A 23,284-nucleotide genomic window follows, 5' to 3' on the forward strand; every position below is an offset into this window, starting at 1 on the left:
AAAATTAATTTAAACTATTTTGCTTTTTCTTTTTTAGCTCCGTATAAACTACGTCCTTGTTTACGTTTTGCTACTCCAGCAGCATCCTGAGTCCCACGAACAATATGGTATCTAACCCCAGGTAAGTCTTTAACACGACCTCCACGAATTAACACAACAGAGTGTTCTTGAAGATTATGTCCTTCTCCTGGAATATAAGCAGTAACTTCCATCCCGTTTGATAATTTAACACGAGCATATTTACGTAATGCTGAGTTAGGTTTTTTAGGTGTCATTGTTGCAACACGAGTACATACACCACGTTTAAATGGTGAAGCCATTTTTTTAGCTTTTTTAATAAGTGAGTTGTAACTTAAGCTTAAAGCAGGTGCATTTTGCTTTTTCTCTTTAGAAACACGACCACTTGTAACTAATTGGTTTGTTGTTGGCATTTAAGCTTCCTTTCTATATTTTAATTTAATTTTGACATACGTAAGTTATGAGATTATTATACATTAAAACGTGTCTCTGGTGTATCATATTTTTAATTATTTTTTTCTTTTTAAAACTATCTTATAAGATTTAAATATCTTCTTAAAATTTTTAATTTTTCTTTAGTGTATGGATATTTTTTAAATCTGATAAATCAATCTTTTTTAACTTTTAAATAAGCAGTTTTAAAGCTAAAAAGTTCCACTGAAGCTCATCCATGATATTTTCCGGTTCCGCTTTGTTTATATCCACCGAAATTAAGTTCCGAATCTCCAACTAAATCAATAGTTCCATTAACCATTAAATTGCCACTATTGATTTTTTTAATAAATTCAATTTCTTCCTTATTTTGTGTAAATAAGTAAATCATTAGCGGATTTGGGTTTTGATTGATTATATCAATTATTTCATTGTTATTTTTATAAGTTTTTGCATAAAGAATTGGACCCATTATTTCTTCAAAAGCTAATTTTGAGTTTAAATTTAAGCTTTTTAAATAGCAAAAAGGAATTTTTTGTTTTGTTTCAATAAAATTTTCTAAAGATATTTGACTTTTAACTTCATTAACTAAATCTTCAAATCTTTTCTTACTTAAAATTTTGCTAATTTTATCATCCTTATCTATAAGATCAAGCTTTAATTTTTTAATCTCTTCGATAAACAACTTATCAAATTGTTCTTTAATTTCTTCGTGAATAATTAAATAATCTGGTGCAACACAAGTTTGTCCACTATTTAAAATCTTTCCGTATAAAATCTGTTCAATACTTTTATTTAATTTTGCATCTTTAGTAATAATAACAGGGGATTTTCCACCCATTTCCAAACAATAAGGAATATTTAATTCAAAAGCTCTTCTACGAACTTTTTCTCCATTTACATTTCCACCAGTAAAAAAGATAAAATCTCATTTATCATAAGTTAAAGAATCTTCAAAATTATTTGTTTGTAAAATACTTATATTTTCAAATTCTGATGTAATTTTCTCAATTACATTATTAATATTTGGAGTAAAAGGATGTAAAGATAAATATACACTATTTCCTGTTGCAAAAGCACCAATTAAAGGGTTTAAAGTTAAATTAAAAGGATAATTTCATGCACTAAAAATAAGAACTTTTCCAAGTGGTTTATAAAAATGACCTTTTTGTGAAAAAAGGTTATTTGAAATAGTTTTGAGATTTTTAAATTTAGTGATTTTTTTAGCATTTTTGATAAAAAAATTCAATTCTTTATAAACAGGATAAAGTTCGCTCATTATAACTTCATGTTCACTTTTGTTTAAATCCTCTTTAAGTGCTTTAATGATCTCTTGTTCATATTTGCTTATTTTATTTTTTAAATCAATAAGTTGATTTTTTAACAAATTTTCCATATTTTTCCTTTAAGTGATATTTAAATATATTTCACATTGATATTAATTTATCAAGAAATATATTAATAAAAAATAAAAATGCTATTCAAAATAACACATAAATTAAGCTTCACGAAACTGATATATTTTGATTAAATAAACTAATTGGGTTAAGCGATAAATTTGTTGCTTCACCTACTGTTCCGGCATATAATGAATGTCTTGCAATTTGTAATAAGTGTGTAGTTGGTATAATTGAACAAAATGCTCTTAATCATCCTGGATAATAATATAAATGAATAAAAGTACCAATAAAATATCCACCAAATAAAATTAGCACAACATTAATTGCTTGTCATATGTTAATTGATTTTAAACGTGATAAAACTATCGGAAAAAATAATGAAGCAAATAAAGAGCTAGAAATTGTTAATAATAAAGTAAAAGACATGGTACTTAAATTTAAAACATTAATAGTTTGTGCATCAAATAAAGCTTTAGTAGCTTCATTTGATGCTGAGGTATAAATGTTTTCTAAATTTTTTAAAATTTCATCAGCATTATTTCCGTATTGTGCTGATAATTCAGGGATTTGTTTAATATATTTTATTAAAGACGCTACTGAATCAATAGTTTCTGAAGCAATGCTTTTTAAATTTTGATTATTTCGATTAAATGATTCTAATTCAGTTGCATCAAAAGCTAATGTAATAACTATAAAGATCAAATAAATAAAAACTGCAGTAATAAAATTAATTAAAAAATTAAACAAAAAATAACTATATCTAATTTTTCAATGTTTAATTGGAGTAATTTTAATATCATTAACTGCATTATTAAAATTATCTTGAATTTGAATAACAGTTAAAGTGGCTCCATTAATAATGGTTATTAAAAAAAGAAGTCCAGTTCCTACTTGGAAATTAGTTGCAGTTAAAAGTGACTTCGATCCTCTTTTAACTGCAACAAAATCTAAAATTAACAAAAGAACTGTAAAAATAAAAATCGGAACAAAAACACTAAATAAAAAACGAAATTTTTGATTTCACAATGAAATAAATTGTCTTCTAAATAAGATATAAGTACTCATATTTTCCTTAATTATTAATTATCGATAAAAAGACATCGTCCATGTCTCCTTTAATTACTTCAATATCACTAAAATTTTGTTGATGAAGCAAAAGATATTCTTTTATTTCCTTGGTATTTTTAAAATTAATTAAGTAGCAATTGTTTTTAAAAATAAATTCTTTATTGGTTTTTTGGATATATTTTTCCAGTGAATTGCTTTTTTTAGAATAAATTTTTAATGTTGCATTGGTGTATCTATTTTTTAAATCAGCAACTGTACCTTGAGCAACAATTTCTCCTTTATTAAGAACAATAATATTATCACAATTGCTAGCTTCTTCCATGTAATGAGTGGTTAAAATGATAGTGAGATGATTTTGTTTTCGTAAATTATTTAATATTTTTCACACTAGTTTACGTGAGTTTGGATCTAAACCTGTTGTTGGTTCATCTAAAAATAAAATACTTGGAGAATGAACTAATGCTCGAGCAATATCAACTCTTCTTTTTTGTCCACCCGAAAGATCTTTATAAAATTTGTTTTTAGTATCATCTAATTCAAATAATTCAATTATTTGGGCAACTTTTTCTTTGATTTTTTTCTTTTTATCTTTAAAGTACAAATAAGCTTTTTCATATAAAATTTCTTTAACTGATAGATAATTATCTAAAATCGATTCTTGAAAAACAACACCTATTTGACTACGAATATATTCTGGATAATCATTAATATTTTTATTATTTATAAAAACATTACCTGAATCTGGTTTAATAAGACCTAAAATAATATTTAATGTTGTAGTTTTTCCTGCCCCATTTATTCCTAAAAAACCAAAAAGTTCACCTTTTTTTACATTAAAGGTTAAGTTATTTAAAGCCTTATATTTTCCGAAATTTTTATTTAAATTATTAATTGATAGAATATTTTCTTTTTCATTGTCGTACATATTACTTTATTATTATATTTAATAATTTTTAACTTATTCAAAAAATATCCACAACTAATTAAAAGGTATTTAATTATTAATTAAATTTAATTAATATTCACATTTTACAGGTTTATAGGTTGTGAATAAAACTGTGAATAACTTTAATTTATAAAAGTAATTCACAATAGTTTTAAAATATTTCTAATAAACAAATAAAATTTAAAACATGAAAGAGTTAATCAGAGAAAATTCAGCTTATAGTGAATTAGATTTAAAAATTTTAACTGAGCAATTTAAAGAAAATTTAGTTAATAAAGTTGATAATCTTTGATATTCTGTTTTTTTTGAAAAAATGCAGGTAATTAAATGTGAAAAAAAACACATTATTTTTAGTAATTTAGAGGTTCAAAATTATTATTTAGATAAATACAAAAACGAGTGTACTCAAGCACTAGAATCAGCGGTAAAAGAGATTTTAGGAGATCAGTATGTTTGAGATTTTATTAACACTAACTTAGAAGAACATAAAAAACATCTTCAAGAAACTAAAGTTAATCAAAAAAGAATTAAAGAAGCTATTAAAATTCAAATTCAAAACGAAGAGATTAACACTCGATTAACCTTTGCAAACTACGTTGAAAGTGATTTTAACAAGGAAGCATTAAGAATTTTTAAAAGTGTTGTTGAACAAGACACCGGAGTTAATGTTTTATATTTATCAGGTAAATCAGGTCTTGGAAAAACTCATTTACTTTCTGCACTAATAAACGAATTTAAAAGTACCAAAAAATCAACTTCATGTATTTACATTAGTCCTTTTAATTTTTCTACTTATATTTCAAATTTAATCAAAGAAAACGATCAAGATAAAATCTCAAAAATACTAAAATACTACTCAAATGTGGATTTAATTGTTTTTGATGATTTCCAAATTTTTGCAGAAGGTAAAAAAATCGCAACCAAAAACTTTCTTTTTAACGTTATTGATAAACGAATGATGCTTAGTAAATTAACTGTTTTTGCTTCTGAATTTGAAATTAAAGATATTACTCCTTTATTTGAAGAACGGCTAATAACTCGCTTACGCTCAGGAATTCAAACTAAAATCCATAAACCGAACAAAAATGATTTTAAGAAAATTTTTGTAGAGATTTTAGAAAAAGAAGACGATTTAAAAATTGATGTTTTTGATGAAGAAAGTGTTAATTACATCATTAATGGTCATTCAGATTCAATTCGTGGACTAATGGGTGCGATTACTAAATTAAAATTCTTTAAAAAAGAGATTTTAAATAGCGATTATGTCTTTAATGTTGTTAAAAACGCTTTTAAAGATTTTGTAACTCCAAATAAAAAAATAACTCCAGAGGAAATTATTGAACGGGTTTGCAAATATTATAAAATTACTTCTTCTGAAATTTATTCAAAAACCAGAAAAAGCGAAATTGTAATTGCTCGGCACATGGTTATTAATTTAATTAACATTATTTTAAATTATTCCTCAACTAAAATTGGTCATATACTTAAGAAAGACCACACTACTATTTTAAATGCTATTAAAAAATTCGAAAAAGAAACAAAAGATATGTCTTCAGTTAAACGAACTTTCGATACGTTAAAAGCAGAGATAGAAAATAACTAAGAAATTATTCACAAAATAAAATAATAGAAAAAGCTTATTTTTAACTGATTTTTTAGAAAAAATTAGCTTTTTTATTAGTTATTCACAAATTCACAACACATAATATTTATATATATTTAATAAGGAAAAATATGAAATTTACAATACAAAAAAATAAAATTGAATCTATTGTAGAATTTTTAAGTTTATATATCGATTCAACTGATTCTTTTATGCCTTTTAGATGCTTATACTTTAAAATAAATTCCGATTACTTAACAATAACTGCTCAATCTTCTACTATTTCAGCTCGTAAAAAAATTAAAATAGATGAAAATATTATTAAACTTGAAGAAGTTGGTAAAACTTTAATCAATGCTTCGATTTTAAAAAACATTATTAAAAAATTCAATAAATATGTAACTTTTAAATCAAACGAAAATACAATTGATATTTATGAAGGAACAACAAAATTTACTTTAACCAAAATTGATTCAAATCAATATCCTCAAATCGATTTTAATGATCAAGATAACAGAACCGAAGTTAATTCTCAGCAACTTGAAAAAACTATCAATAATGCTTCAATAGCTGCAAGCATGTCTAATGATAAATTAAATGCTTTAGTTTATAAATGTATTAATGTAAGTAGCGATGGTGAAAATAATATTCGTTTTGTTTCAACTGATTCATATCGTTTAAGCACTGAAAGTATCAAAGTTTCAAAACCTGTTGAACTTAATCTGACAATTGATGCGAAGAATCTTAAAAAAATTGTTACAAAAGATGCTGATAAAAATATCTTTATGTTTTTTAATTCTTCAAAATTTGGAATTTCTTATACAGATACAGTAGTTCAAACTTTAACAACCAATTTAAATTACATGGATATATGAAATCTATTTAATTTCGATGTATCGCGAACCATAAAAATTGATAAACAAGAATTTTTAAGATTAATTAATAAAGCATTATTTTATTCTTCGGAAAAATCAAGAAGATTACAATTTTCTTTTACTCAAAAAGAAGTTAAAGTTGTTTATGAAGTTCCTGAAATTGGAATTGGAGAGGCTCAAACAAATAATTATAAATTAGAAGGTCCTAATTTAGATATTGATTTAGATTTTCAATATATTAAAGACGCAATTTCAGTTTTAGAAAATGGAATAATTAATATTTTTATTAGTTCAAGAGAAGATCGTTTACTGATTGTATCGGAAAATAGTGCATATAATAAACAATTAGTAACACCATTAAGAAGGATTTAGGAGACATTTATGGTAGTAAAAATTAAAGGTGATTCAATTAAATTAAGTCAATTTTTAAAGAAAATTCAAGAAACTCAAACAGGTGGGCAATCAAAATTTTTCATTAAAAATAACGATATTAAAATTAATGGTCAAGTTCCGCAAGGAAGATCTTCAAAAATTAAACCAGGGGACATTGTGTGGGTAAATGATACCTTAATTAAAGTCCTTTCGGAGGATTAATTTATTACTTTAAAAAAGCTCTTATATTAAATAAAATTTAATATAATGTAAAAATATTATGAGCTCACAAAAATTAAAAGGCAGTTTTGTTAAGTTTTTAAAAGGTGGAAAAGGCTCAAATTGAGCTCTTTTAATGTTTAAACCAGATAATGGAAGCAAAACTATTGTTTTATATGCTCGCAACAATGTACCAAATTTATATGTTCAATATGAAATAAGTTTTAAAAGTAATTCAAAATATAGTCATAATAAACTTTTAGAATCATACATCCCAATTGCTAATACTCAAGATATTAATTGAGAAGAATACTTTTTTAAGCATGTTCCTTCAATTGGTAAAACTACTGCAAAAAAAGTTAATGAAAAATGAGGGAATGAGATTTTTAATTTAGTCAAAGACACTAAACAAAATTATGCTGAATTAAGTGAAATTTTATCTGATAGACAAATTGAATCTTTTAAAAATTATTATGAACAAAATACTCATCAAGTTGATTCGTTAATGATTTTAAATTCTGAAAATGATATTAAGTTTTTTTATTCAAACAGCATGCAAAGCTTCTATGAAAAATTACTTAATTTAATTAAAACTAAAGAATCTTTTATTGAAATGTTTCAAGTTAAATCTCCCTATAGTTTATATTTTGATTATGAATTGGATTTAAGTGATGTTGATCGCTTTGCGTTATTACTAGATTCAACATATCAAAATGATAAAAATCAATTTAGTAACGATCGTTTTGAAGCGTATGTAGATTTTTTGCTTAAAGACAAAGAAAGCAATAATTCAACTTTAATTAATATAGCAGAAGTAGCAAAAGATGTTGCTGGAATACTAAATTTTGAAAAAGAAGATATTATTGAACGTTTTAAATTTTTAATCGCTCACAAAAAAGTGCGTTTTCGTCAAGTTGGGGAAATTTCTTATTTGACTAGAAATTCTACTTATGAAAAAGAAAAGTTAATTTTAAGCAAGATAACTCAAATAAATTCAAAAAAATCAATGAATTTAAATTGCAATATTTCAGAAGAATTTAATACTTTAAGTAATGAGCAAAAGGATGCATTTTTAAATTTTTTGAATTTTAATATTTCAGTTGTTTCTGGCGGACCTGGAACTGGAAAAAGTTATTTAATTAAATTCATTAATAAAACATTACAAGAAAATGGACTGGAAAATCTTAAAGACTATTACATTTTAACCCCCACAGGAAGAGCAAGTAGTAACATTTCTCTTAAAATTAATGAACAGTGCAAAACAATTCATAGTATGCTAAGAATTGATAAAAATGAGCGTGGAATCAATGAAGAAACTTTAGAAGCTTTAAAAGAAGTTAAAGTAGTTGTAGTTGATGAGTTTTCGATGGTTAATGTTAATATTTTTTCTAAATTACTTTCATCATGTCCAAATTTAGAAAAAATAATTTTAATTGGTGATGTTGAACAACTTCCGGCAATTGGACCAGGAAATTTGCTTGAAGAAATTATTAGTTTTAATTTAGCTAAGACAACCTTTTTAGAAAAAAACTTTCGAACTGAATCTAAAGAAATTGTTCAACACTTTAGTGCAATTAAATATAATCAGCTTCCTGTATTTAAAAAATCAATTGTGGATTTATATCAATTTAATAGCAATACATTTTTAAGTGATATTACAAATTTATTTTTAGAAGAAGTTAAAAAATTTAGTTTAGATAATGTAATTTTACTTGCACCTTCATATAAAGGGAGTGTTGGAATTACTAATTTAAATAATGAAATTCAAAAACAACTTAATCCAAATAGTGAAATTATCTATACAATTAAAAAGTTTCAAGATGAAATTAACTTTAAAATTGGCGATCGGGTAATTCAACTTGAAAATCGAGTTGCTGATGATATTTATAATGGAGATATTGGTTATATTAAAGGTTTAATTATTGATAATAATAAAAAAACCAAAACCATTGTAGTAGAATTTAAACGCAATGCAAATGTTATTAATGTTAAATATTCAGAAATGGAATTTAGAGAGCAAATTAACTTAGCTTATGCTATTACTGTTCATAAATTTCAAGGTTCAGAAACTGATAGTGTTATTTTCGCAATTAATCCACAATATAAATTTATGACAACTAAAAAATTAATTTATACTGCTACTTCTCGAGCGATTAGACATTTAAGTATTGCGACAAATGTTAATTGCGATTATTTAGAGATTTTAGTTGAAAATAGTGCAAATAAGGAAAATATTTTAACTAATTTCAGATATATTTTGCAAGGAGAATAATGAAACTAATTGTCGGATTAGGAAATCCTGGAATGGAATATAAATACACAAGACATAATGCTGGATTTTTAGTAATTGATCGTATTTGTGAAAAGTTAAAAATTTCTTTAAATAAAACTAAATTCAATGGCGAATTTATTAAACTTGATAATGTCGTAATTGCTAAACCTCTTACTTATATGAATAATTCTGGAGACTTTGTGTCTCAGCTAGCTAATTATTTTAATGTTAGTTCGGATGATATTTTAGTTATTCACGATGAAAAAGACTTTCCTTTAGGAAAATCAAGCATAAAAATAGGCGGTAGCGGTGGAAGTCACAATGGAGTAATTAGTGTTATTAATAAATTAAAAAATACTGATTTTAAGCGTATGAAAATTGGAATTTCAACTCCTTTTAAAGGAGAATTAAAAAACTTTGTTTTAGGGAAATTCACTGAAGAACAATTTTACATCTTAGACAATGTTATTGAAGTAGCTGCTGATGCTTGTATCTCATTTATGCAAAATGATATTTATACTATAATGAACAAATTTAATCAAAAGAAAAATGAAATTAAATAATCAAATCATTATTGCTGTATCAGGTGGACCTGATAGCATGTTTTTACTTCAAAAATATAAAAGTAGAAATCCAATTGTTGCTTTTGTGAACTATAATCAACGAGAAGATTCTTTCAAAGACCAAGAAATTGTGCAAAATTACTGCCATAAATACAATCTTATTTTAGAGCAATTAATTCTAAAAAAAGAAGATTATCAAGATGGCAATTTTCAAAAATGAGCTCGAGAAAAAAGATATGATTTTTTTGTAAGCTTATGAAAAAAATATCATACTAATATTTTATTAACCGCTCATCATAAAGATGATTTTTTAGAAACATGTTTAATGCAAGAGCAAAAACATAAAATTATTAATTATTGAGGAATTAAAAAATATTCAAATTTTAAAAATTTAAGAATTTATCGACCATTAGTTTTGAAAATATTTAAAAGTGAAATTATTAAATATAATCATAAAAATAATATTAAGTACGCAGAAGATTGAACAAACTCAACAAATAAATATAAAAGAAATCAAATTAGAATGTATTTAGAAGGTAAAAGTCAATTACAAAAAAATCTTTTAATCACAAAATACAGGATAAAAAACTTATTTTTGAGATTTAAAAATTTTAAAGTAAATAAGCAAATTAATTATTGAAAATCAAATAACTATTCGCAAGAAACTTTTATAAACCTTAAAAATCAAAATCAAGTTCTTTATTTTTTATTACACAATCATTTTGAAAATCTTAATCTTTCAAAAGAAAAAATTAATTCAATTATTCAATTTATTAATTCAAATAATCGCACTAGTGTGTATAAATTAGCTAAAAACACATTCTTAAAAAAACAAAAAGGAAAAGTTCTTTTTTACTAAATACAAAGATTTTATAGACTTAAAAGTAAAAGAATACATAAAAAAGTTTATAATTTAATCCATTAGTTACAAATAGGAGGTTATTTTGCCAACTGACAACAAAAAACGAAGAATAATTACTATTGCTGTTATTGTAATTTTCTTAGCTATTGCAATTGGTGTGCTTGCTTTTTACATTGTAAGCTTAAATTCAGGTCCAAATGAATGGAGTATTAGTGAGTTAGATAAAAGCATTACCGAAGCTCAAAAATCCCTAACTGATGATACTTATTTTGAAAGTATTACAACCAATCCATTTACTAACTCAATTTCCGGAACTTTTGTAAATGGAAAAACAAAAACACAATTTATTACTTTTGGAAACTTAAATGATTTAAAAGCTATTTCAATAGAATCAAGTACCCTTCCAAAAGGAATTTTTGCACCAAAAGGGGAATTTAGAAGTGTAGCAACACCAAAACAAAATATCTTTGTTCAAATATTTTTATCAATTCTTCCTTGAATTTTAATTTTAGGAATTTCATACTTTATTTTTAGATCTTTAAATAAATCAATTTCTGGACAAACTGGTGCATTTGGACAAGACAAAAGTCCTGCACAACTAATTAAATCAGATAAAAAATTTACAGATATTGCTGGAAATAAAGAACCAATTGAAGAAATTAAAGAAATTGTAGATTACTTGAAAAATCCTAAAAAATACGAAGAAGCTGGAGCCAGAATGCCTCGAGGAATTCTTTTAGGAGGTCCTCCAGGGACTGGAAAAACTCTTTTAGCAAAAGCAACTGCTGGAGAAGCTTCTGTTCCATTTTACTTTGTATCAGCCTCTAACTTTGTTGAATTATTTGTTGGTATGGGAGCAAAAAGAGTTCGTCAAGTAATTAATGAAGCTCGTAAACATTCACCAGCAATTATCTTTATTGATGAGCTTGATGCAATTGGTAGAACACGTGGAAGCGGAATTGGAGGTGGACACGACGAACGTGAACAAACCTTAAACCAGCTTTTAGTAGAAATGGATGGAATTAAAGAAAATTCAGGTCTATTATTTGTTGCGGCAACTAACAGAACAGATATTTTAGACCCTGCATTAACTCGCCCAGGTCGTTTTGATAGAATTATTACCGTTGGTCTTCCTGATGTTAAAGAAAGGGAGGAAATTCTCAAATTACACGCTAAAGGTAAAAGATTTGATTCTTCAATTAGCTTTGAAAAATTGGCACGTAGAACCCCTGGATTTAGTGGAGCTCAAATCGAAAACGTTATTAATGAAGCTGTTTTACTTTCAGTTAGAGAAAATACTAGCGTTATTACCATTGAATTAATTGATGAAGCTATCGATAGAGTTATGTCTGGTCCTGCGAAAAAATCAAGAACTATCACTAAAGAAGAACTTACTTTAGTTGCTTACCACGAAGCAGGTCATGCTGTTGTGGGTCTTAAAATTCCGGGCGGAAACAAAGTACAAAAAATTACTATTATTCCTCGTGGAAATGCTGGTGGATATAATTTAATGATGCCTGAAAACGAAAAATACAACTATACAAAACAAGAACTTTTAGCAACTATCGCAAGTTTTATGGGTGGTCGTTCTGCTGAAGAAATTAAATACGGAAGCAAAAACATTACAACCGGAGCAAGCGATGATATTAAAAAGGCTACATCAATTGCTCGTAGAATGGTTGTTGAATTTGGTATGTCAGATTTAGGTCCAATTAAATATCACGATGAAGAAGCAAATCCATTTTTAGGAAAAACGCTAGCAAATGGTGGTGGAATTTCAAACCAAGTTAGTCACGAGATTGATCTTGAGGTTAGAAAAATTATTTTTGAAGCCAAAAATATAGCTACAAAAATAATAAATGAAAACCTCGAATTGCTTGAATTAATTAAAACATTACTTTTAGATCAAGAAACAATTATCGCTGAAGAAATTGAGTATATCGCTAAACATTTAGCTCTCCCTCCTAAAAAAACACCAGAGCAACAAAAAGAACAAAATAAAGATATCGAACTTGACAATTTAATCAAATTAGTTGAAGAACAAGATAAAGAAAACGAAGAAAAATCAGTTCAAGAAGATAAGCAAGAAGATAAGCAAGAAGATAAGCAAGAAGATAAGCAAGAAGATAAGCAAGAAGATAAGCAAGAAGATAAGCAAGAAGATAAGCAAGAAGATAAGCAAGAAGATAAGCAAGAAGATAAGCAAGAAGATAAGCAAGAAGATAAGCAAGAAGATAAGCAAGAAGATAAGCAAGAAGATAAGCAAGAAGATAAGCAAGAAGATAAGGATAAATAATAATTTATTTTCTATATAAAAAAACAAAAACCCGAAATAAAATAATTTCGGGTTTTTTTAATTTTTAATTAAAATTATTGATTATTCAAAACCTAATTCTTTACGAACTGTATCTGTATTTTCAGTAAGAACTTTAACTGATTTCATTAATTTTTCATGTTCTTTTTCACTAAGAGAAGCTTCGAGAACTTTTTCAATTCCGTTTTTACCTACAACACAAGGTGTTCCCATAACTACACCACTTGCTCCGTAGTGTCCTTCCATTAAAGCTCCTACAGGAAGAATTGCTTTAGTGTCATAAACCATATGTTTTAAGATGTTTGCAATTCCATTTCCAATTCCGTAGAAAGTCGCACCTTTAGTTTCAATAATTCTGTAAGCCCTTTGTCTTACGTCTTCCTCAACTTGTTTTAATTCTTCTTCTACATTTCCAGTAGAGAATTTTTTAAGTTCAAAACCAGCAATTTTTGCAGACGAAAGTACAGAAACTGATGAATCTCCATGTTCACCAACAACATATGCTTGAACATCGTGTGATGATACACCATATGTTTGAGCAATAGCAAATTTAAGTCTTGAACTATCTAAAATAGTTCCTGATCCAACAACTTTATTTTTTTCAAATCCGGTTGATTTTAAATAAACATAAGTCATAATATCAACTGGATTTGAAGCAATAAGAGTAATTCCTTTAAATCCAGATTCTTTAACTGATTTTGCGATATTATGCATAATTTGTGCATTAGAACTTAAAAGTTGTAATCTTGTTTCTCCGACTTTTTGTGGTCTACCTGCAGAAATAAAGATAAAATCATAATCTTTTAAGTCGCTATAATCTGCTTTAACTACTTTAACATTCATTGGTGCATTACCAATTGCATCTTGAAGATCAAAAACGTTTCCTTTTTGTAGTTTTTCGTTAATATCAATAATTCCGAATTCACTACCTAAACTTTGGTTAAAGCATGCATATAAGAAACTTGTTCCTACAGCACCTGAACCAATAATTGCAATTTTAAGATTTTTCATATAATTAAATAACCTTTCTTGAGTACTTGATGATATCCTAATGATATTCTTTTTTGGAGCCTAACCTAGTCTTTTATTTTTGTAAAAATATTTTTAAAACCTAAAAAATCCTAAAACTATTTTTATTAATTTTTAAGTTTTTTTAAATTTATCCTAAAAATCAAGCAATTAGGTTTTATTTAAAAAAACCTATAAAAAATTTAGGTTTTGAAAAAAATAATGGAAATATTACCAGTTTTAACAGTGAAAATATTAAAAATTTAAATTATTTATTCTTAAAAATCCTAAAAATAAACCTTAAGAAACTTTATTTGATTTTAAAAACAACTAAGCACTATTTTTGAGTTTTCTTTTATAATATATAAACTAACAAAAATATCAAAAACAATATATTTTTAAGTACAAAAATGAAATTTTTTATTTTAAAAGCGGTATAATTAGTATTTACTTTTTAAGTTATTTTATCAATAATATAAGTTATAAATAACTTAATGGGGTTAAAATGTGAAATTTATTTAAAGAAGTTTTCAGATCTCTTAAAAAGAACAAAGTAACCTTAATAGGTCTCACTATTTTAATTTTTCTTTCTTCGGGCATTTTTACTTTGTTTCATGATATGAGTAAAGTTATGAAGGTTCAGTATAACAAATACCGAAACCTTTCTAATGGACATGATTTAACAGTAGATTTAAATATTCCTTCTTCAGGAACATTTTTTAACAACGGCTACTATGTAAATGGATTAACTCAATCAAATGGGGGTATTTATTACGATAAACCCATTAACTACATTTCTGGGCAATATTCTCTTAGTAGAGATATTATTTCAACTGAGTTAATTAATGATAATTACATTAGTTTAGCAAAGTTTGTTGGTAATAATGATGAATTTTCAAACAAGTATATTCGTAAAAGTGATTTTATTAGGTTTTATAATTCACTTGTAGATCCAAATTTTTCTGAGCAAGGAATTAAATTTAATTACACTACAGCAACTAAAACTTTTTCAATTAATAAAAATTATTCACTTACTGCTTACTTAAAAGATAAAGATACTTTTAATGAATACAAAATTAAATTATCACCAGATAAATTACGAGCTTTTAGTTTTGATCATGATTATAAAATTTCGGATTTAATAAATTTAGAAAAAAATGATGATACCATCTATTTTTCGCAATTACCAATTTTATTTGTTAATTTAAAAACCAATGAATTAACTTTTGATTTTGTAAAAGGAAAAGAATGAGATCAAAAAGAACAAGCTTATAAAATTTTTGGAAATAAATTAGCAAAATTATTTGGTTTAACTCAGCTTAATGATAATGAATTTGTTTATGTTCGTGACACTTCAACTGAACCAGTTTTAGCAACATTACCTATTGAAAAAGATGGTGATTTAGCTGAATTTTATAATACACCAATTAAGAATATTTATTCATATGAACAACTTTTTGGAAACGAAAATATTATTATTGATGTTACAAAAAGCTTTGCATTTGAATCAAGCAGAAATTATCTTGTTCCAATTGAGTGAGCCGCTATTGAAACAGAAGAGACTTTTTATCGCCGTAAACTATATACAACAACTTTTGATGAAGAAAACAAAGATAAATGAAAAGGGTCATATAAAACCTTTATTTCTAATATTTTTCAGAGCGATGATAATGAATTAAAAAAACAATACAGCAGATTTGCCTATTGAGATAAAGAAATTAATCATTTTATTACTAATTTTGATAAAAACGGAAATTTAGAAAATAAACAAACCTTAATTAATAATTCACTTGTTACTTTATCTTTAGATGATATTAATAAAATTAAGCTTAAACTTGCTCCTGTCAAAAATCAGCCTGAAGTAGTTAATTTAAACAATTTTGCATTAAATAATGAACAAACAATTGCTCAAATTGAAGGTTTTAATCAAGTTAATAATGATGAGTATAAAATTTTAACTTCAAAATCACATAAAGAAGATATTGTTAAAAGTATTCGAAATGGAGCTTTATCAGTAACTAAAGAAAATATCATTGAAAAAATCAAAGATTTATTTGGACCTAATGATGAAGAACATAAAGAAGAAAGAGAAAAAAATATTGGTCTTAGACAAACTGTTACTGTTGATTCAGTTGATGAAGAAGGTAAAAAAAGTGTTTTACACTTTGTAAATATAGGTGATAATAATCAAGTTAAAGGTGTTAAACTAAATGTTGATAAATTAATTAATGAATCACAGCAAAAAACTCCTTTAACAAATTCTTCAACTTCAATTGATGATTTCTTTAAAACTAAACAAATTAATTCATTTATTGCTAAAGAAATTTTAGATAATGCACGTTCAAATATTAGTCCTCTTCCTGAATATTTAGTTGCAGATTATAATTATGATACTTTAATTTATACTAATAATATTAGTAAAACTTCAGTAACTTATAATGGTAAAAAAGTTTATAAATTATCAACTTTAGCTGATGAAAAATCAAGTGATGTTAATAAATTCAATGGTTATGGAGTTACTACTTTAGATTTAGAGAAATTTATTTTAGTAAAAGCAGTTAATAATGAAGATGGGACTTTTTCTCATTGAGTTAATGTTAGCGTTGACGAAAATGTTAATGGTCTTTTGAATTTAAATCAACTCTTTGAATATTTAACTAGTCGAAATTGAACTCTTCGCTTAATTTTTGTTAACCCCAATGGTTGGGGAAGAGTTGATCCTCAATTTCCAAATATAGTTTCAGTTCCATTTTATTATAGAGGTCCAAAAGTTGATATTCTTCAAGAAGCATTAAATAAAAATTCACTTGCTTTAGCTCTTGATTACATTCAAAAAACTCTTTATGAATCAGGATTAGTTTCAAATGGATTTATAACTAAAGAGGAAGTTTATGCAATTATTGAAGGAGCAAATTTTACTATCAATAGAAACGATTTTGCACGGATTTTTTCTTCAGGAAATATTAATTTAATTGTTATTCCTAAAATGGCACTAGATTTAATTTATAGTTTAAGCCACAATCCTAAGGGTGATTATCTTTCAAAAATTCTTGATTCAATTTTAAGTAGAATTATTAAAATTTTAGAAACTAAAGGAACTTTAGAGCAACAAAAAACTTATTTAAAATCACAAATTGAAAATTTATATACCTTTATTAAAGGTATTTTCGCAGTTGATTTAAATAAAATCATTGAACCAGAAACTTTAATTAATATTTCAAAAGATCCTAAAGTATTTTTACAATCTTTAAGAGATATTATTTCAGGATTTGATTTTCGTTCTTTTTCGGATAAAGTTGAGAAATTTTTCAAAGAAAAATATAACAAAAGAGAAGTTATTGACGGAATAGAAAGAGAAAGAAAAATTAGTATTACCGAAATTATGGTTTGACTTTTTGAAAGTACAAATCAAAACATTATTAAAAATGGAATTTTTAATATTTTAGATAATATTGATACTAAATTCTTATTTGAATCTAAACATGGAATAAAATCAATTTTAAATAACCTTTTACCTAATAACCTTAATCCACTTATTGATTCAATTATTAAAAAAATCAACGATCCAAATAATAGTGAAAATCAAAAATATTCAAACTTTATCAATGGATTAAAATTTTTCATTAGTTCATTTGATTTAAATGTCTTTTTAGATACCTTATCAAAAAACATTAAGTTAATTAACTTTGATAAAAAATCATTAATAGCTAACCGAATTACCGGACAAAACGATGTTGTAAATAAATATTATTATGCTGGTGCAATCAATAATATTGATATCTATTATTCATTTTTCAAATCCTTTTTTAATGTTCCGAGTGCTGATAAAACATTTAAAGATCAAATTGTTAAAATGTTTAATTTATCAAGTAAAGGAACTTCAATTAAAATTGCTGATAAAAAATTCTTAAATATTCCAACTAAAGATGATCAAAAACTAGGGTTTTTTGACATCATTAATTCTATTAATTTAGAATATGATTCCTCAAAACTAATTATATTTAAAATCGATTCAGTTTTAAATTCAATTAAAAACTTAAATGAACTTAAATTCGACTTATTAAATGAAGAACAAAAAAACATTTTAATTACATATTTAGGATTAGAAAATAAAACTAACTTAGATAAGAAATCACTTGATGAGTTTGTTTTGAAATGAGAAAACATTTTAAAACTAATACTTTTAAATCCTGCTGATTTACAGTATAAAAATAATTTAAGTATAGGTTCTTTAGCATATTTCTTCAAAAATTATGATATTGATTACACATCAACACCTTTTTATAGTTTAACTAAAAAATTTCTTGACGAATTATTTCCAAGCAATTTATTTGATCAGTATTCATACCCACAATATTCTTGAATTTTATTTAAAGAATGATGAAATTTATATAATAAACTTCAAAATGTTGATCATCAAAGAAAAATTGAATTTTTAAATAAATGATTAGAATTTGCTAATTCAAAAGAAGTGGTAGATTCATTTAATAATTTTGATTTATTTAAACCAAGTTCGCAAAATATTGCTTTAGGTGAACAAACTAATTTCAGAATTTCTCGATCATTAGCTAATCCTAATCGAATGAAAGAATTATTTTTTCAAAGAGAAAATGGAAAGTATACCAATGAAAAATTACAACAATTATTAGAACAATATAGTGAATTTAGTGAAGTAATTCAAAAACGCGAATTCGCTTGAACAGTAGTATTTTCACAAATTGCAGCTTCAAATATGTACTTTAGTACTCAAACAAATTCACTTAATCAAACTATCCTTAAATATCATGGGTTGCAATCAATTGTTATAAATAACTTTATTAATGGATTTTTAAACAATAACTTAGTAACTGAAAATGTTTCAAATCTTAATAAAATTTTTGATACTTTTGAAGGAAATCGTTTTTCAATAATTGGAATTCCTGATGTAATTTTTAATTCGTTTTTTACTAGCTTTTATCCTCAAACATTAATTTGATATTTTACTAATACTGACGATATTGATTTTTCAGTGTCAGATAATATTAACATTGCTTACTTTATCAAAAGCAAGTTAATTAAATTTGAAGAAGTTTCAAAACTTTCACTTAATGAATTTAAAAAATGAATTGAAAATTTTGCTCCAGAAAAATTCTTTAATTCTACAATTGAAAGTGACTTTACCTTTGCAATTGCAATTGATGATGATTTTTTTACTTGGCAGAAAAAACAAGTAAATTATAAAAATGGCAATTACAATATTTTTGGAGTAAATTTATTTGATGTTATTTTAGGTGCAATGGATGCAATTACTGCACCACTTGTACAAAATAGTTTTTTAACTTTTAGTCAGAGTCCTTCATATGTAGCTAAAGCTAATTATGCTTGATTATCAAAAAACAATAAAAAAATCTATACTGGTGATATTCCTGATAATCCAGCAGAACTTCAAGTATTACTTCAAAAACTCAGCAAAGACTTTTTAGTTGAAATAAATGGTTCAAAATTTATTCTTGTTGGAGAAGATATCTCTTATGATTATTTATATCCAGTTATTGATGAAGAAAACTTGCAAGTAGATACTCAAAATCAAGCTATTTTGTACGTTAATGAAAAAGGATTTTCAAGAATTAGATATTCATATACAGGCAATACCCTTAAAGAATATCTAGTTGTTAAAGCTCCAAATAATAGCACTCCAGAAAAAATTCAACAACAAATTGAAGATATTATTCAAAATACTATTGATGATCCAAATAAAATTAAAAGATCATATTTAATTAATGAACTTGACGGACTAAATCCTGAACGTTCACTTAGAATTTCTGCAATTGAAAAGATTATTAAATCAGTGTCAGCAATTTCATATCAACTATCATCGATAATGATTTTCTTAGTTGCTATTTCAATTATTTTTATTATTAAACGGTACGTTTCTAATAAAAATAAAGTTATTGGTATTTTAGTTGCTCAAGGATATACTCCAATTCAAATTGCTCTTTCAATGACGGTGTTTGCACTCTTTACTTCAGTAATTGGAGGAACATCAGGATATTTACTTGGGTTTATTAACCAAGCATTAGGAATTAAAATTATTTCTGCTTATTGAACTATTCCAATTGAAACACTTTCATTTTCATTTACATCCTTTGCATTAACGGTGATTTTACCAATGCTTGGAATGTCACTACTTATTTTTGTAATTACTATTTGATCACTTAGATGAAAAGCAATCGATTTAATGGGTGGAATTGCCGATTTATCAATTGGAAACTTGCAACAAAAATACCAAAAAATCTTTAGCAAAGTTAATGTTAAAGGAAAATTCTCAGCATCATTAATTTTTAATAGTTTTTGAAAACTATCCGCCTTTGGATTTAGTATTATTCTCACAAGTATTGCGACAATATTCCAATTTTCTACCTTAGGAGTTTTTGAAAAATCAATTAATAAAACCTATCAAAATCGGGATTATTCATATAAATTTGATTTAATTACTCCAACTGTTGAAGGTGGAGCATTAATGCCTTTTAATAATCAAGTACAAAATAATTTATATGTTCAAATTGGAAATATTTCTGAATTTAATCAAACTCAAAGCACTTACTTTAAAGTAGGGCGCTCAAGTGCAATTAATATTGATGATTTAAACGGAAATCCAAGTGAATTTGATGCTCACGTAATCACTCAATTTTCAGTTAATTTAAAAATTGATTCAACTATTTCAATTGATCCTTGAACATTGGTATATAACAATTTACCTGATTCACAAAAAGCTCGAATTAATAAATTAAGAAACCAAGTAGCTTTATTACTTGAAAAATCACAACCATTTGTTGTGTTTAATAAAGATAACACTTTAAATATTAAAGAAACAGCTAAAAGCAAACAAGATTTTTTCCATTATGTTGCAAATGAGCAAAATCCAATTGAAGGTAAATTTTATTACCTTAAATGAAATGAATTAGAAGATCAATATGATCATTATGTTATTTCAACAGGAAAATTTAGAGATGAATACCGGAAATTCTTAGTGGATGCATACGCAAAAATTCCACAAGGAAGCTCAATTAATGACTATTTTGTTTCATTTAATGGAATTTATTTTAATGATAAAAATGATGAACCATACACTTATGTTGATTCAATTTATAAAAATGGCTCAATTCGACTTTACGGTTATAAACGCGACAGCAAGCAATTAAAATTAATTGATGAAAAAGGTGTTAACTTACTTGAATTAATTAATAAAGATTTTGAAGCAAATAATGAATCTTTAGATCAACCAATTCCATTAGTTATTAATAATGTTGTTAAAGATAAATATAAACTATCCCTTGGAAAAGAAATTAATCTTCCAGTGCTTAATACTACCACTCGATTCCAAGCTAAAATTGATGCAGTTTTAAAAGCAATTCCATATACTGAAAACTTTAAATCTTATACTTTTAAGGTTGTTGGAATTAATCCTACTTTTATTAATAATGAATTTATTATTCCTAAAAAAGCAGCTGATAAAATAACTGGATTAGATTTACTTAAAAATAATCCTAAATATGGTCCATTTAACGGAATTTTATCTAAAGATACAATTCCACAGCAACTACTTAATTCTGCTTCGATATATTCATATTCTGGATATGCAGGAACATTGCAAAGTTTTGATGTGAAATCATCAACATTAGTTGAAAAACAAAATCTTTATGATGCATTATTTGCAACTAAAACTACCTCACCAAATCTTCCTTCAGAAGGATTGCTTAGACAATGAGGTTGAAGTGATGAAAAAATAGCTTCATTTATTGATTCAAACTTCAATGCTCAAACTACTAGCGTTCAAGAAGTTTTTGATAAAGGAAGAAATCTTCCAGATATTCCAATTCAAAAGGTTGGTGAAATATTTAATAACTTAGTTTATGTACCAGTTGCTGCAAGCATTGATTCAAAAGATATTGAAGTTGGATTTACAACCACTATTGCAAAAACTGTGCAAATAATTGTAACTTTTATTACTTTATTAACTTTTATTGTTTCGATGATTATTCTTGTGATTGTTTCAACAATCTTAATTAATGAAAATGAAAAAAATATTGCTATTTGAACAATTTTAGGGTATTCTCAAAAAGAAAAACTTAAAATGTTCTTTGGTATTTATATTCCATTTATTCTCTTATCGATTTTATTATCTCTTCCAATTACTTATGGTTTAATTACGTTCTTTAGTGGATTTTTAACCACTGCAGCTTCAATAGCTATTCCGCTTTCATTATCAATTTTTAGTGTTGGAATTACTTTTGCAGTTATCTTTAGCGTCTTTTTAGCAACTTCAATTATTTCTTGAAGAAATATTAATAAAATTAAAGCAATTGACTTATTGAAAGGTAAATAATGTTTTTTAGAAAAAAATCACCTCAAAATGAACCTGAACAACTAAGTAATAATGAAGATGTTGTTCAAATTACCAAAAAAAATACACCAGTAAAAATTAATAAAAAAAACGTCTTTGACATTTTAGATGAAGATAGTGGTTCAAATAAAGTTATTGTTGATCACTCAATTGCTCGTAAATTAGCTAAAGCTGCTAATTTAAAAAGACCCAAAGATGAATTTAAATATTTAAGAAACTCACCAAATGCAATTATTGAAGTTAAAGATGTAAGTAAATATTATTTATCTGGAACTAATGTTACTAGAGTTTTAAAAAATATTTCTTTAACCATAAATCGTGGAGAATTTATCATGATTTATGGAAAATCAGGAGGGGGTAAAAGTACACTTTTAAATCTTATTAGTGGACTTGATCGACCTTCAAAAGGACATGTTATAGTTTGCGATACTAATTTACCTTATTTAAGTGATAATTCATTAACCTTATTTAGAAGAGAACATGTAAGTTTTATCTTTCAAAATTACAACTTATTACAAAATCTTTCAGCTTATGATAATGTTGAAACTGGTTCATATTTACAAAAAAATAAAGCTAAAAAATTAGATATTGATCAACTTTTTAGTGAGTTTGATATGGACGATGTTAAAACAAAGTTTCCCTCACAAATGTCTGGAGGACAACAACAAAGGGTTTCGATTTTACGGGCTTTGGCTAAAAATGCAGAAATAATATTTGCTGATGAACCTACCGGAGCTTTAGATGATAAAACTTCTGAAATTGTTTTAAGTTATTTATATGATATTAATAAAAAATATAATACAACAATTGTTATGGTTACTCACAATCCTTCAATTGCTCCAATTGCTGACCGAGTTATTCATGTAGCTTCAGGAAAAATTACAAAAATCCTTAGTAACAAAAATCCTTAGTAACAAAAATCCTAAACATCCTAAAGATATTAAAATTG

Annotated in this window: 14 protein-coding genes; 9 read left to right on the forward strand and 5 right to left on the reverse strand. The window is 25.5% G+C overall.

Going from position 1 to position 23,284, the window contains the following annotated elements:
- Positions 1-14: 14 nt before the first annotated feature.
- The 4 genes from rpsL to EXC58_RS02750 all read right to left on the reverse strand — a co-directional run bounded on the left by rpsL (position 15) and on the right by EXC58_RS02750 (position 3,843).
- A complete protein-coding gene (gene rpsL / locus EXC58_RS02735) occupies positions 15-431 on the reverse strand; it encodes a 30S ribosomal protein S12 (protein ID WP_129725512.1) in 417 nt (138 codons plus the stop codon).
- A 116-nt stretch (positions 432-547) separates the two neighbouring features.
- Positions 548-1,846, reverse strand: a complete 1,299-nt coding sequence (locus EXC58_RS02740; protein WP_129725513.1) for an aldehyde dehydrogenase family protein — start codon at positions 1,844-1,846, stop codon at positions 548-550.
- Positions 1,803-2,915 (reverse strand): hypothetical protein, encoded by a 1,113-nt coding sequence (locus EXC58_RS02745; protein WP_129725514.1) that lies wholly within the window; start codon positions 2,913-2,915, stop codon positions 1,803-1,805. Before EXC58_RS02745 ends, EXC58_RS02740 begins: the two co-directional genes overlap by 44 nt.
- 7 nt (positions 2,916-2,922) lie before the next feature.
- On the reverse strand, positions 2,923-3,843 hold the full coding sequence (locus tag EXC58_RS02750) for an ABC transporter ATP-binding protein (protein ID WP_129725515.1): 921 nt from the start codon (positions 3,841-3,843) through the stop codon (positions 2,923-2,925).
- 208 nt (positions 3,844-4,051) lie between these two features.
- Between EXC58_RS02750 and EXC58_RS02755 the strand changes: the two genes are divergently transcribed.
- The 7 genes from EXC58_RS02755 to ftsH all read left to right on the forward strand — a co-directional run bounded on the left by EXC58_RS02755 (position 4,052) and on the right by ftsH (position 12,926).
- On the forward strand, positions 4,052-5,467 hold the full coding sequence (locus tag EXC58_RS02755; protein ID WP_129725516.1) for a DnaA ATPase domain-containing protein: 1,416 nt from the start codon (positions 4,052-4,054) through the stop codon (positions 5,465-5,467).
- 131 nt (positions 5,468-5,598) lie between these two features.
- A complete protein-coding gene (locus EXC58_RS02760) occupies positions 5,599-6,714 on the forward strand; it encodes a DNA polymerase III subunit beta family protein (protein WP_129725517.1) in 1,116 nt (371 codons plus the stop codon).
- Positions 6,715-6,723: 9 nt separating this feature from the next.
- Complete coding sequence (locus EXC58_RS02765) at positions 6,724-6,936, forward strand: RNA-binding S4 domain-containing protein (RefSeq protein ID WP_129725518.1); 213 nt, start codon at positions 6,724-6,726, stop codon at positions 6,934-6,936.
- A 58-nt stretch (positions 6,937-6,994) separates the two neighbouring features.
- Positions 6,995-9,205 (forward strand): ATP-dependent DNA helicase, encoded by a 2,211-nt coding sequence (locus EXC58_RS02770; RefSeq protein ID WP_129725519.1) that lies wholly within the window; start codon positions 6,995-6,997, stop codon positions 9,203-9,205.
- Complete coding sequence (gene pth / locus EXC58_RS02775; RefSeq protein WP_129725520.1) at positions 9,205-9,768, forward strand: aminoacyl-tRNA hydrolase; 564 nt, start codon at positions 9,205-9,207, stop codon at positions 9,766-9,768. The genes EXC58_RS02770 and pth overlap by 1 nt, the downstream gene beginning before the upstream one ends.
- On the forward strand, positions 9,755-10,627 hold the full coding sequence (tilS, locus tag EXC58_RS02780) for a tRNA lysidine(34) synthetase TilS (RefSeq protein ID WP_129725521.1): 873 nt from the start codon (positions 9,755-9,757) through the stop codon (positions 10,625-10,627). Before pth ends, tilS begins: the two co-directional genes overlap by 14 nt.
- An 85-nt stretch (positions 10,628-10,712) precedes the next feature.
- Complete coding sequence (gene ftsH, locus EXC58_RS02785) at positions 10,713-12,926, forward strand: ATP-dependent zinc metalloprotease FtsH (protein WP_129725522.1); 2,214 nt, start codon at positions 10,713-10,715, stop codon at positions 12,924-12,926.
- An 81-nt stretch (positions 12,927-13,007) separates the two neighbouring features.
- On the opposite strand, the gene EXC58_RS02790 is transcribed toward ftsH, so the two are convergent.
- A complete protein-coding gene (locus EXC58_RS02790; protein ID WP_129725523.1) occupies positions 13,008-13,955 on the reverse strand; it encodes an L-lactate dehydrogenase in 948 nt (315 codons plus the stop codon).
- Positions 13,956-14,583: 628 nt separating this feature from the next.
- Here EXC58_RS02790 and EXC58_RS02795 point away from each other — a divergent pair.
- A complete protein-coding gene (locus EXC58_RS02795; RefSeq protein ID WP_165177543.1) occupies positions 14,584-22,317 on the forward strand; it encodes an ABC transporter permease in 7,734 nt (2,577 codons plus the stop codon).
- Positions 22,317-23,246: an ABC transporter ATP-binding protein gene (locus EXC58_RS02800; RefSeq protein WP_129725525.1), complete on the forward strand. Its 930-nt coding sequence runs from the start codon at positions 22,317-22,319 to the stop codon at positions 23,244-23,246. Before EXC58_RS02795 ends, EXC58_RS02800 begins: the two co-directional genes overlap by 1 nt.
- Positions 23,247-23,284: the final 38 nt, after the last annotated feature.

It is taken from the genome of Mycoplasmopsis citelli (genome assembly GCF_900660645.1).
Taxonomy (GTDB): Bacteria; Bacillota_I; Bacilli_A; order Mycoplasmatales; family Metamycoplasmataceae; genus Mycoplasmopsis; species Mycoplasmopsis citelli.